8 protein-coding genes are annotated in these 13,137 nt (G+C 40.1%); 2 read left to right on the forward strand and 6 right to left on the reverse strand.

Annotated elements, in window-relative coordinates; translation table 11 throughout:
• Positions 1 to 5: 5 nt before the first annotated feature.
• Positions 6 to 614, reverse strand: a complete 609-nt coding sequence (gene udk, locus LV92_RS01200; RefSeq protein ID WP_111621856.1) for a uridine kinase — start codon at positions 612 to 614, stop codon at positions 6 to 8.
• A gap of 369 nt (positions 615 to 983) precedes the next feature.
• Here udk and LV92_RS01205 point away from each other — a divergent pair, with 369 nt between their 5' ends.
• A complete protein-coding gene (locus tag LV92_RS01205) occupies positions 984 to 1,928 on the forward strand; it encodes a serine hydrolase (RefSeq protein WP_111621857.1) in 945 nt (314 codons plus the stop codon).
• A gap of 126 nt (positions 1,929 to 2,054) precedes the next feature.
• Complete coding sequence (locus LV92_RS01210) at positions 2,055 to 4,910, forward strand: Npt1/Npt2 family nucleotide transporter (RefSeq protein ID WP_245946203.1); 2,856 nt, start codon at positions 2,055 to 2,057, stop codon at positions 4,908 to 4,910.
• On the opposite strand, the gene LV92_RS01215 is transcribed toward LV92_RS01210, so the two are convergent.
• From LV92_RS01215 to LV92_RS01235, 5 genes are all read right to left on the reverse strand, one after another.
• Complete coding sequence (locus LV92_RS01215) at positions 4,900 to 6,159, reverse strand: serine hydrolase (RefSeq protein ID WP_111621858.1); 1,260 nt, start codon at positions 6,157 to 6,159, stop codon at positions 4,900 to 4,902. The genes LV92_RS01210 and LV92_RS01215 overlap by 11 nt on opposite strands.
• Position 6,160: 1 nt before the next feature.
• The gene (locus LV92_RS01220) at positions 6,161 to 9,067 is read right to left on the reverse strand and encodes a PEP/pyruvate-binding domain-containing protein (RefSeq protein ID WP_111621859.1); all 2,907 of its coding nucleotides are present in this window, start codon (positions 9,065 to 9,067) and stop codon (positions 6,161 to 6,163) included.
• Positions 9,068 to 9,290: 223 nt separating this feature from the next.
• Positions 9,291 to 10,580 carry a phenylacetate--CoA ligase family protein gene (locus LV92_RS01225; RefSeq protein WP_111621860.1) on the reverse strand — a complete coding sequence of 430 codons (1,290 nt, stop codon included), beginning with the start codon at positions 10,578 to 10,580 and terminating at the stop codon, positions 9,291 to 9,293.
• Positions 10,580 to 12,250 (reverse strand): C45 family autoproteolytic acyltransferase/hydolase, encoded by a 1,671-nt coding sequence (locus LV92_RS01230; RefSeq protein ID WP_111621861.1) that lies wholly within the window; start codon positions 12,248 to 12,250, stop codon positions 10,580 to 10,582. The genes LV92_RS01225 and LV92_RS01230 overlap by 1 nt, the downstream gene beginning before the upstream one ends.
• A 14-nt stretch (positions 12,251 to 12,264) precedes the next feature.
• The gene (locus tag LV92_RS01235) at positions 12,265 to 13,137 is read right to left on the reverse strand and encodes a cupin-like domain-containing protein (protein WP_111621862.1); all 873 of its coding nucleotides are present in this window, start codon (positions 13,135 to 13,137) and stop codon (positions 12,265 to 12,267) included.

A 13,137-nucleotide genomic window follows, 5' to 3' on the forward strand; every position in this document is an offset into this window, starting at 1 on the left:
GGTGATTAGCTTAATTTTTCGTTGATTATGGTCCTTACAATGTCTATGGCCACGGTATTGTACTTATTGTTTGGAATTATAATGTCCGCATATTCCTTGGTTGGCTCAATAAACTGATTGTGCATAGGCTTTAGCGTGTTTTGATATCGCGTTAGAACTTCATCCAAATCCCTGCCACGCTCGGTGATGTCCCTTTTTAAGCGCCTTATCAAACGTTCGTCCGAATCGGCATGTACAAAGATTTTAATGTCGAACATCTCCCTGATCTTGGGATTTGTCATGATAAGGATACCTTCTACGATCATGACCTTTCTTGGATGGGTTAAAATGGTATCGGTGGTGCGGTTGTGTTTAACAAATGAGTAAACAGGTTGGTGAATTGGAATACCTTTCTTTAAATCCTGAAGGTGGTTGCCCAACAATTCAAAATCTATGGCACGGGGATGGTCAAAATTTACTTGTGTACGCTCGTCATAGGTTAAATGGGAAAGATCGCAATAATAGGAATCTTGGGAAATAACCCCTACTTCCTCATACGGCAATTCATTTATAATTTGATTTACAACCGTAGTTTTTCCACAACCTGTTCCTCCGGCAATCCCAATAACCAACATGCATTTCTAATTTGTTCCAAAAATAACAATTTGCAAGCAAACCGTAATGATTAAAATAGATGCCTTGCCCATATACACGTAAACTTTTTACGCGCCTCCAACGTAAGTATAGGAAGTGTTAGTGATGTCTATATTTTTTCTTTAGGCCATTGGAATAATTTTTTCATAATCTGAAATTAATTTAACAGATAAAAATCAGATAATGATAAAATTAGCGTTATATTCTTTGGGTGTAATTTTTTATATGAAGTTTAAAAAATTAACAGATACCCAACACGAATATGGAATATATTTGATTGTTTTTTTGGTAGTTCTTTTTTATAGTGATTCGTACTTTTTTCTTAATAACCAGTATTTTATTATTCTTTTATGACGGGTAGAACTCATTTTCAATTCAATGCACGCCTAATTTTAATGTTGGGTGTAATTTTCTGCTGTAGTTTGGTGTACTCTCAAAAGGACTTGCCCATAAACATAGATGATGCCAAAGTAAAGCCACTTCCCAGTTTGGTAAATAGCGACTTGCAGAAAAGTTTGGAAAAGGAGCTTATGTCCAATCCCAACTGGAAATCCTTAATGAACAAGAACAAGATGGCTGTTGGCATAGTAGACCTGTCAAATCCTGAAAATGCAAAATATGCCAGTATTAATGGGGATTATATGATGTATGCTGCCAGTTTGCCTAAAATAGCCGTGCTCTTGTCCTCTATGGATGCTATAGAAAAAGGGGAGCTTAAGGAAACCCTGGAAATAAAGAAGGATATGCGTTCTATGATCAGCAAATCCAACAACGAAGCAACTACAAGAATGATCGATCGTTTGGGCTATGATAAAATTCAGTCCGTTATGACCGATCCAAAATACATGTTCTATGATGAAAGTAGTGGTGGCGGATTATGGGTTGGTAAAAGATATGGAAGTGGTGGGGATACCAATAGGGAACCCTTGAAGAATTTGTCCCATGCTGCCACAGTAAACCAGGTATGTAGGTATTATTATCTGTTGGCCAATGGCAAATTGGTGAATAAGGGTAGGTCCAAACAAATGTTGGATATCATGGGAGATCCCGAACTACATCATAAATTTGTAAATACCTTAGACAATATAGCTCCCGATGCCAGATTGTACAGAAAGTCGGGCTCTTGGAGAACCTTTCATTCCGATTCTATTTTGGTTTGGGGAAACAATCCCAATCGCCGTTATATTTTGGTCGCTTTAATAGATGATGCAGGAGGTGAGCAAATCATTAGGGACTTGGTAAGACCTGTAGAAAAAGTGTTGAAGGCAGAGCGGGTGCATTTTGCCGTTAACTAGATCCATTTAGTATATTTCCTTTTGTTTATTCGTATAATGTTTGCCAATGAATTAATTTTGGTCCTAATCTTCTATGGATTGGTTTTAGATAGGAGTGCTGTTGGATATTACTAAAACGCATGAAAATTGAACTACCTTATTTCATTTATTAAAACGTTTAAAACCTACATTCTAAAGGCATTTGATTTAAAAGAGGAGGAACTGACCAAAACACTTCTACTTCAATTAAATATATTCCTCATTATTACGGTTTTATTGATAGTAAAACCTACTATAAATTCACTTTTTCTTTCGGAACTTTCTTCGGATGCACTGCCATTGGGCTATGTTTTAACAGCTATCATGGCCGTATTGGGCTCTTTTTTTTACGACAGGGCCTTGGAAAAGTATCCATTGAATATTATTGTGGACCGCACCTTGATAGGATCCGTTATTTCTTTGGTAATATTTGGAGTAGCCTTAAATTTTAACCTTGGGTATGGATTTGCATTGTATATACCCTATGTCTGGGTGGCTATTTTTGGGTTGTTGACCGCTTCTCAATTTTGGGTAATGGCAAATCTGGTCTATAATGTTAGGGAAGCCAAACGCGTATTTGGGTTTATTGGTGCCGGTGCCATTGGCGGGGGAATATTTGGGGGGTACTTAACCTCTTTATTGACCACTATTCTTAACACTGAGGATTTATTGTTTGTTGCTGCAACTCTCTTAATGTGCTGTTTGCCCATTACCCGTTATATCTGGAAGAACGAAGTGTTGAAACTCAACCCTTTTCAAGTTTCCAGTCGCTCCAATCCCAAAGCCGAGTCCCCTTTTAGGTTGATAAAACAATCCAAATTACTTAGCCTAATTGCGGTAGTCATCGGAATAAGCGTTTTGGTGGCCAAATTGGTAGATTACCAGTATAGTGATTACGCCTCTAGGTTCATTAAAGATCAGGATGAATTAACATCCTTTTTTGGATTTTGGTTTTCTACCTTGAGCGTTATTTCACTTTTAATTCAATTATTCCTCACTAAACGTATAGTGGGCACTTTCGGCGTAGGTAAATCCTTATTATGGTTGCCTTCGGGCATATTGTTGGGATCTTTTTTGTTATTGATAGTGCCGCAACTTTGGGTGGTGGTATTTATTAAAATTGTGGACGGAAGTTTAAAGCAGTCGGTAAACAAGGCGGCTACGGAATTACTTTCCATACCCATTCCTATAGAAATTAAAAAGAAGACCAAGACATTTACGGACGTGGTCGTAGACAGCATAGCTACGGGAATGGCGGGCTTTATTCTAATCTTTTTTATTAATGGACTGGATATATCATCCACCTACATTAGTATAATTATTATAGGTCTTATTTTAATCTGGTTGTACTTTATATATCATTTGAGGAATGAATATATAATTTCCTTTAAGAGCTTGTTGGAATATAACCCTACGAGAAAAGAGAAGGCCACCAAATCGGAAATAAAGGTTACCTCAATCATAGAAACGGTAATCAGGGTATTTGAAACAGGGAACGAGAATCAGATATTGCATATGTTGCACAAAACATTGGAAGTAAAGGATGAGCGTTTCTTTTTTGCAATTAAAGCCCTATTGAACAATCCGTCTGCCAAGGTGAGGGCTTTGGCCATTGAAAATCTTTATTTTTTGAATACGGAGAATTTATGTCCAGCTATAGAGCCCATGATCTATGATAAGGATCAACAAGTGACCACCTCTGCCTTTCGATATCTCTTGAAGCGTTATCAACAAAACCCAGTAGAACTTTTGGACAAATATTTATCGGTAGAGGACAATACCATAGCCAATGCGGCCCTTATTGGCTTATCCATGGAATTGCGAAATAATAGGGTAATGCAGGACCGATTTAGTTTGGAACAAAGAATTGAAAATACCCTAGCCCAGTTATCGCAAACCAATACAGAACTGGAAAGAACCAATAAGATCCTGGCCATTCTTGAAACTATTGGGAATGCCAAGCTAGAAACTTTCTACCCAGTTATAAAAGCACATTTATATTCCGATAATGTTCTAATTGCAAATACCGCTATATTGGCGGCATCCAAAACATTGGACAAACAGTTTATAGATCTAATTGTTTCCAGATTATCGGGCAAGGATACCAGGAAATCGGCAATGGAGGCCCTCTACTTTTATGGGGAGCCCATTATCGATATTATGTTCGAGGGATTAAGAATGGAAAGTATTGACCCGGACGACAGTGCCTACGTGGTTATGGTTATTGGAAAGTTCGATTCACAAAAGGCCATTAATATTTTGATGAAACTTACGGAGGATATGGAACATACGGTGAAAATTGAAGCTATTGAAGCTTTAAAGCACCTAAAGTGGAAATATCCCCACCTAAAAATAAGGGATCAATTTATTGTGGATAAGATCTTGGACGAGTGTCACCTATATCAAAGTACCCTATCTGTAATCCATACCCAAATAGTACTACAGTACAAAAAGAACCCGGAAAAGCAGGAAACCAAGGAAGAAAATGAAGCCAGAAATGGGCTTATACATTTGTTGGAACTGAGGTTGGACAGGCAATTAAAACGAATTTTTCAATTCTTGGGAGTAAAATACCCGCCCCAGGATGTGGACCCCATTTTAAATGCCATACTAAAAGGTCAGGAGGAGCAACGCATACATGCCATTGAATTTCTGGACAATATTCTGGATATTCAACTCAAAAAGGAATTGATTCCTGTTGCGGAATCCATTATACAAGCAGGGGTTATTTCCGAAGAAAATCTGAAAAATCTGAATGTAAAGGTTCTTAGCGAATCCGAAAGCTATTTGGCCCTATTAAAGCGTAAGGATATTAAGCTGAAACTGGCGGTACTCTACTTGATCGAAAAAACCAAGGACCCTAAATTTACCCCCCTTTTGGAAATGATTTTGGAGGATTCTAATGAGAAGGCCAGAAAAAAGGCGGCCGAAATCTTGAGTGATTTTAAAAAAATCAGCGTTTAATAATTTTGTCGATACTACTGGCCAAGGTCATATGGTCTGTTGCTGAATTCTTTCGCAATACATTGGTCATAAGTACCACCATATATTTACAATTGTCCGGATGTTCTACAATGGCTACAGAATTCATGTAGTTGGTAACATTGCCCATATATTTTCCACAGGCTTCCCCTGTACTTCTATCACATTTGTATAAACTCCCCGATTTAAAATATACGGCAGCAGGTTTCAGGGCCGGGGATTGTGCATATCTTATCCTTCGGTCCGTCATATACATAAGGCGTTTCATTTCCAGGCTGGATTCTTGGTCCACCACCTTGCCCTGCTCCAACTGTATCAAGAATTTCATCAACCCTAATGGAGACCCTATACTGCCCCCTTTATCGCCTACATAGCGGTTGGGGCCTGAGGTAAAAAAGCTGCCTAAACGCCATTCGTCAGTTGTAATTCCAAGTTCCCGTAAGGGTAGGTTTACCACATCATTGGCCAAATCGGTCAATTCCTTTTTTGGGGTAGTGCTGAAGTAGGTATCCGCTTCTTCCTGGGTCAGGCTGGGGTAGGATTCTCCGAAGGCGGCCATCAATAAGGCCTCCCGCCATACAATACTGGCAGCCCCGTTATTACTAACGGAAAGCATATGGTCTGCCCACTCAAACAGGGTAAAAACATCACTCGCTATTACTTGTCTTTTTAGTAATTTATTCGTTTCCAAATTGAAAATGGGCACAGTGTGCTCATCTGTCAATCCCCAAACTCCCGACTTCACGGATTTGGATCGTAAAAGCTCCAATCGCTTTTCAAAGGAATCCGGGTATATTTTTTTTAATTGGGTAAACAAAGCTACCATTACGGCCAGTTTGCCAACACTTCCTGGTTGATAGCCGGCAGTTTCGTTTCTCTTGGCATATCTAACACTGTCTATATCCGAAATATCCAATACGGCAATGGAATAACTCTTGTCCAACCCCCTGAAAAGCGCGTTGATGTCCTTTTGGAACTGTTCATCTACACTTAGGAAGGCGGCAGTGCTGTCCTCCTTTTTGGATATTAGGTTCAGTTCAATATCCATATAGGACTTTTGGGCGCCTGAAGGGATAACGGTGGTCGACTTTAGTTCCCCACTTTTAACGAGCTCCAAGTATTTTAGCCTTTTGATTCCCGTATGCAAATAGCCATCAATGGGGTAATAACTCATGGTGGTAAAGGCGGAACATACCAGTAATAGAAAAATATATTTTATATTCTTTTGCATCTTACATTTTTTTAGAAAGGGGAATACTTTTATCCAAATCTATTTTTGGCGTAATAGATTCCAAATAATTGGAACTCAACGCTTTCTTATTCTCTACAAAGGGGCGTATTTGAAACAGCCACAACTTATTGTTTTTGAATCCCAGTTCTACATCATAGGCCCCTTCATAATCCGATTTGGTTTCGGTAGCCATAGTTTCGCGAATAGTTTTGGCAAATGCCCTTATTTCCTCAATGTTGTTTTGGTTTAGGATGAAATCCTCAAAGGTGGACATTCTTTTTTCCGTTCCTCCCGCATTCGGAAGTCGATTGTGGTACATTTCCCTAGCGGGGGCCAAGAGTTGGGTACCGCCAATATCCCTAATTAAATAAGTTTCCGCCGATTGACCATCTACAGCACCCCCGGCCCCCCTGCTAAAGGCAATGGTAAGATCGTCCAGATGGCCCGAACTGATGCCCTTGGTGATCAATACCCCGGAATAATCCACATCCACACTGGGGATTATCAAAATGGAAGGGAATACATTTTCAGGGTTTAGGAGATATTTTTGGCGCCATTTAAAACTGCGTTCGGAATAGGGGGATGCCCAAACATCCTTAATTCCTGATATGATTTTTTCCTTGGCGGCTACATTGAATACAGTAAGGTTTAATCCGGCCCCGGTAAAATTCTTCAAATCTTCCATGTTGGTGTCACTTCTTAGAAAAACCGGGATTTCACCGATTGGTTTTCCCAATACTTCTGTAAACCCCTCTTCCAGTTGTGTAATGAATTCGGACTTCATTGGCATTTTCTTTATGGCCTCCCTTAGGATTTCCAATTGCCTTAGTTGATAGTTTTCAACCTCGCCTTCGGCAATGCCTTGGGAACGCATATTCTCCGCTTCCTTGAAGGTGGAATTTAAAAATTCCCAATAGCTGCCCTGCTGATCGGGCATGGGTTGGTCCATATGGTCCCTAAAGATGCCGAAGGGAATCACCAGACCTTCGACCACCATATCCGGGAACATTTTTTTTAACTGTCCCAAATTGGCCGCCTTTGGACCGCAAAGTTTACCTGAATCTTCGGCATCCACCGCCCTTAGGTTTAATATGGAATTTTCGTCCAAACGGATATTCTCTATGGGCACTTCAATTCTTTCTTCTTTACGCTCTATTTTAATAAACAAATTGCGTTCCTCCTCGGACATGTCTTTTTCCAACTTCATAATAATGTTTCCCTTGTTGGACACCGCATAAAATACCTTTTCTCCGTTGTATTTTTGAAGACTTTTAAGATTTTCATCACTTAGGGCGGCATTGGGGATACCCATATTCCTTGCAAGCAATTGCACATGAGACACCATGTTTCCTTCTGATACCGTGGCAATTCCGGCCACTGGCTTAAGGTCAGACGGGGGCCGTTGAAAAATATAGATTTTGTCTGAAGTTACCTCAATGTCATCTGGAGATCCGCTGACCACTACCAATTCGCCTAAGGCATATCCAGGATTTAGGCCTCGTAGGCCACTTTGATTGTCTATGTCCATCACCATATTGGTCAAGGCGGACTCCTGGGCAATGATATCGCCCAGTTCTCCCACGGTTTGACCTAAATAAAGGGCAATGGAACCTCGAATTTTATCATCAATAAATCCATACGCCTTGGGTTCAAAAGCGGTGTAAATGTCTACTATCTCCTGATAATTGGCCTTTACCATGGAGGAACTCCATTCCACTTCCCTACGTGCATTTTCCAATATTGAGGTAAGCTGCCCTAAGGACATGGCATTGCTATTGGATCCCTTTAGGGATAGATTGAGTTGTTCCCATTCTGCCAGTTCTATATATCCTGCACCGGCATTCGCCATGCCCAAATAACAAACCTTGTCCAATAGACCGTTTAAGTCTTCCGGTTGCCATTGGGGAGAATTTTTAAATATTACTTCTTCCAACTTAAGGGAGGCGTCCAATAACTGAAGTCGGGCTACCGCATTCACTTCCTTTAGAAGGGCCTGTCTTATATCCAATAGCAATTCGGCTGTAGCAGGAATAAGCACAGCTGCATTTGTTTCGTTACTATAGCTAGAGGTAAAGTTTTTTATGGAAACCCCAATAGGGCTATCCTTGACAAGGGGGGTATTTTTTTGTATTTGTGCAATATCTACTGGTTTGTAGAAATTAGCCATGGTCACCACTAAGGCATCAATTTGTGCTTTTACCTCATTCGTCAGCTTGTTGCTATTTTTAGACTTAAAGTCTTTTACTTTGTTTATATCCCCAGCATCGGGCTGACTATGGATTTTAACCCTTAAGTCCATAAATTCTGGGATTATGTCCGAAATTACCTTTGAATCACTCCTTATTTTTTGGGCTAGATTATCGTCACCATTATGGGGTATGTCTTTTAAGGACTGGCGAATGAGATAAAAATTTTGGGCTAAATTTTGAGTGTCGGATAATAGCCATTTATAAAAGTCAACGCCCCATGCTTCTTCGTCCTCGGCCTGAATGGCCCCGCGATAGAACTGCCCCTTTTCCAGGATCCAGCCATTATCAACAGTTTTTAAATACTTGTCCAATTGATATTGTTTAAGACGGGAATGGTTGTTTTCGGCGTCCCAAAATTCCTCCTTGGAGGTATAGGATAAAATTTGACCCAAATAGAGGTGGTTGCTCTTACCTAAATCGATAATTGAGCTTTTATAGGTGGCGTGCTGTACTCCAGGACCAATGTTATCGGGACAGGGGTCTTTGGGTTGGCGTATACTTCCATCCGTACAGAACCAGCGAATTTCTTTGTAAGGTCCGCGGATATCCTTTTTGTATGAGTTGATAAGATCCTTTATTTCCTGATTGCCCAATTTTTGGCCTGGGCTTAATAATGGAAAGCAAAAGAGTAGGATATATATGAATATATGTTTTTTCATAGTCTTGTAATGGCAGTTCAAAGTGTAATCAAATGTAATACCAATTTTAATGCAAATATACTTTTTAAGCCTAGTTTCGATGGCCTGACCAAATAAACCATGCCATATAGCAGGGAAATTGTTTTAGGAGTGGAAATTAGCCTATATTCCTTTAGAATGTAAGCAATTGAAGGAAGATTTACAAATTGATTTTTTATTGGCGTTACCAAGACCAAGTATCAGTTTAGAGTCGGTGGTCTATCACAATAACGGGTTTTCTACTCATTTTTGGAAATCGCAACTCCTGAAGGGTTTTAAAATCGTGGAATTCGATTTTGGGGAGTACCCTTAGTTTTGCCCTAAAGTGATCCTTTATAGTCTGCAATAAATCATTTGTAGGGTTGGAAGTAGCTATTTTAATACAAATTTCATCCGTACCTATGTCGTTATGGTCTATCTCTATTACAAAGGCGTCTATTTCATTAAAATAGTTAAGTACGTTGTACATGGCCGGAGGGTATAGCGTGGTCCCCTTGTATTTTATCATTTGTTTCTTCCTGCCAATAACAGGGCCTAAGCGCTGTGTATTTCTTCCACAGGAACATTTTGATGAGTGCGCTTGGACAATATCACCGGTTTTAAATCTCAGCAATGGTATACCTTCAACCCCTAGGGTAGTAATGGTCAGCTCTCCCGGCATTCCTTCTTCGACTTGTTGTTCTTCCTCATCCAAAATTTCGATGATGATCAATTCTGGATGATGGTGTCCTCCCTGTCTTGCAGAACATTCGGTAAAGGCCGTACTCATCTCTGTGGAGGCATATGTGGAATAAAGGGGAATGTTCCAATCTTTCTTTATTTTGGCTGCCAGCGTGTTCAATGAAAAGTCTTCATTCCGCAGTGCTTCCCCGATACATATGGCGCCTTTAATCCCAGATTCGTTGGGGTCAATACCGTGCTGTTGGGCATATTCTATGAGTTTCAATAAAAAAGAAGGCACAACGATAAGGTAGGTTGGCTTAAACTTAAGGATGGAGTCCCATTGAAGTTCAGGAATTCCGGCACCTACCCTAATAATTCCGGTGCCTAACTTCCGAGCGCCCAAAAAATAGGCCAATCCGGCCATAAACCGTCGGTCTATAGTTGTTGTTAATTGTAAAATATCGTCTGCCGTAACGCCGGCGCAGTCAAAGGAGATGGCCTCGTTGTAAGCCAATCGATTTAGATCATTATCTGTAAGGGCAAAGGTCACAGGTTCGCCCAAAGTTCCGGAAGTAGTTACGTAATCTATAATCTTGCGTCTATCTACGCATAAGAAATCATCATTATATTGTTGTAGATCCTCTTTGGAAGTTGTGGGGAGCTTGGTAAGGTCTGCCAAGGTCTTGATATCGCTAGCATGTAAATTATTTTCCCTGAAAATTCTTTTGTAATAGGCAGAGTTTTGGGTAATATATTCTATAAGCTCCCTTAAACGCTGTTCTTGTAACTTTTGAATTGCCTCTGCCGATGCTTTTTCGATTTCAGGGATCATTATTTTAATTTACGTTTTAGACTTCGAATATACGAATGTACCAAAGCTTTCTTTGGAACAGTAGTAATTTCTTTTGTGCTTGCTTCCATAAAGTTGTTTAAAGCTGCCCTATAATATTGTCTATTGTAATTATAGAGGCCTACCCAATAATGTGTTTCCCAAAATTCAGGATTCAATCTTTTAAATTCTTCAAGAAATTCAGGTGCCAAGTGTTGCTTGTCGGCAACGGCTTGTTTTATTTGATGTGCTTCTACGCGATACTTTTCATAGTTTTGATAGGCTTGGGTATATAGAAAACTATCCTTTTCAATGTTTTTATTGGGGATGGAAAGCGTTGATCCAGTTCTGATACTTAAACTGTCCTTAAAAATTTTGTTTAGGTCATAGGCCACAAATTCACCTAATTGATACGGATTTGAAGACACCCAAACCAATTGCTGGTCTGGCTTAAATACAATACCGTGATGCGCCAGTAATTGGTTTAGGGCCTTTTCATTCCCATAGCCGATGTCGTTATCCTCAAGTCCTTGCTTATTTCTAAGAATATCCACTGCAATTTTTGGGGTTATTTTATTTTGATCTCCCAAAAGTTCTTCCATGCGCTCATATCTGTATTTGGAATGACTTTCGAAAATGTGTTTTTGGTTGTTTTTGTCTTCTGCATAGGCAGCACTTTGAAAGTGGTTGGAGCAGATCAAGTGATTGGAATTGGGAACTTTATATACCCCAAAATTATGTGGGGAGACTTCGATTATCATCGCCTTTTTATCCTTGGCGCTACCTACCAAAATAGATTCCGATACAAAGACCTGTCGTTTTTTTGCGATGCCTACGGCCTCCTCCAGCGTAGTTGCATATTGTAAAATCTCCCTGGTAAGGATGCTGATAGGGGTTTTGGCCACCAAGGGGATTTTGGATTTCCCCGCATTGATGGTAACCGTTAGTCCATGCTCGTTCATACCGGAGACCACTCCCGTCATGCCAGCCCAGGTCACGGACATAAATTTGTGGCCTTCTGTAGGGTCTATGAAGGAAATTATTTTGTTTTTGGCAAAATCATCCCCAGCGTAAAAGTCAAAATTGCGACCAAGGATTAAACTTCCGTCTTCGGATTTATCGCCCCAGACAGCAAAGGAAGAACAGCCTACAAGGGCCAGGTCTTGGAGGGCATGCCCTATGTCATGGGCGCCATGAAGGTAGAGAACCCTGGAATATGGATCAGCTATATCATTAAAGTTTTGGGATGCGTAGCGGGAAAGCCCCCAAATTTCTGTTTTGATTTCCTCCGGAATGTTCAGGTACATTTTTCTATTGTACCAGGCCAGGAATTTTTTAAGTAAGTACCTTTTTGTTTTGGAGGGTACCAATTCTTCTACCTTGGATAAAAATATAGCTTCCTGTTGTTGAAATAGGTCTTCCGTTAGGGCTCCTGTAATTAATCCCCTTTGCAAGGGGTCTCCGGAAACATAAAGTTCCCAAAGCCCTTGTTTGTTTTTGGTCAGGGAGTTATTGGAATAAATATAGGAGGTATCAGAGGTTTTTGTTATTTCAGGAATTTGAGTGTTGTAGTTACTTAAATCAGGCCTATCCTTTAGGGATTTTGAAATTCCACAAGAGCCAAAAAGCCCAAGCAAAACAGCAACACCAATAATCCATTTAATCCTGTACATCCTAATTGCTTAAATTATTCTTTTCCAAACCTATTATTGGTTTTTACCATCATCCTGTTCTCCTTAAAATCTACCCACTTCTGTCCCCATATTTTCCTCATTGTATTTTCAAACGGTCTCATAAAAAATAGATTTCCAAACATCTTGGACAACAATACAGGATGTTTTGGCAAGGCCCTCAAGGTGATGGAAAATCCGCCATCCAGGTATTTGATATAGTGCCAGTATCCGCTGGGCATATATAGGGCATCCCCGTGTTTCATCTCTACATATAATCCTTCTGCCTTTTTTAAGGCGGGATAGCGATCAAAATCAGGATCATCCATATTTATGGATTCCAAATTATGTACAGCGAACGGAACCTTGTACAGGTATTTGGTCTGTTCGGGCGGAAATAAAAGCACACTTTTATGTCCGTGAAAATGAAAATGAAGTAGGTCGGACAAGTCCATGTCATAATGGGGAAGCACTACAGAACCTTCACCACCAAAAAACATGACTGGCAGGCGCTTAAAAAATTTTAGTCCAATATCAGGGTAACTTATATCCTTGATCAAATCCGGCATTTTATCCAGGATGTTATAGAAAAAAATACGCAGGTCCGTTGGTTTGGCTTTCAGGATTTCCAGGTAGTCGTACAGTTTCATTTCCGTAACCGGGGCAGCGGAGTTTTGTTTTCCTTTGGTAGGCTCATTATTGTAGAGGGGAACCACTTGGTCGCCGGCCTTTTTCTGTATGTAGTCTATGTTCCATTTGCTGCGGGCAGGCCAATCCGAGGTGAGGTTTTCAATTAAAACAGGGCGTTGGGTTTTGTAATATTGATTAATAAAATCCTCTTTGCTAATAGATTTGACCCTTGTAATAGGAATTGTTTTAATCTGTCCCAT

This window comes from Arenibacter echinorum (assembly GCF_003259375.1).
Classification (GTDB): Bacteria; Bacteroidota; Bacteroidia; order Flavobacteriales; family Flavobacteriaceae; genus Arenibacter; species Arenibacter echinorum.

What these genes read in the sequence shown, in the direction of transcription:
- LV92_RS01220 (WP_111621859.1), bottom strand. Translation starts at nt 9,067, where the DNA reads ATGAAAAAACATATATTCATATATATCCTACTCTTTTGCTTTCCATTA.
- LV92_RS01205 (WP_111621857.1), top strand. Translation starts at nt 984, where the DNA reads ATGACGGGTAGAACTCATTTTCAATTCAATGCACGCCTAATTTTAATG.
- LV92_RS01215 (WP_111621858.1), bottom strand. Translation starts at nt 6,159, where the DNA reads ATGCAAAAGAATATAAAATATATTTTTCTATTACTGGTATGTTCCGCC.
- udk (WP_111621856.1), bottom strand. Translation starts at nt 614, where the DNA reads ATGTTGGTTATTGGGATTGCCGGAGGAACAGGTTGTGGAAAAACTACG.
- LV92_RS01230 (WP_111621861.1), bottom strand. Translation starts at nt 12,250, where the DNA reads ATGTACAGGATTAAATGGATTATTGGTGTTGCTGTTTTGCTTGGGCTT.
- LV92_RS01235 (WP_111621862.1), bottom strand. Translation starts at nt 13,137, where the DNA reads ATGGGACAGATTAAAACAATTCCTATTACAAGGGTCAAATCTATTAGC.
- LV92_RS01225 (WP_111621860.1), bottom strand. Translation starts at nt 10,580, where the DNA reads ATGATCCCTGAAATCGAAAAAGCATCGGCAGAGGCAATTCAAAAGTTA.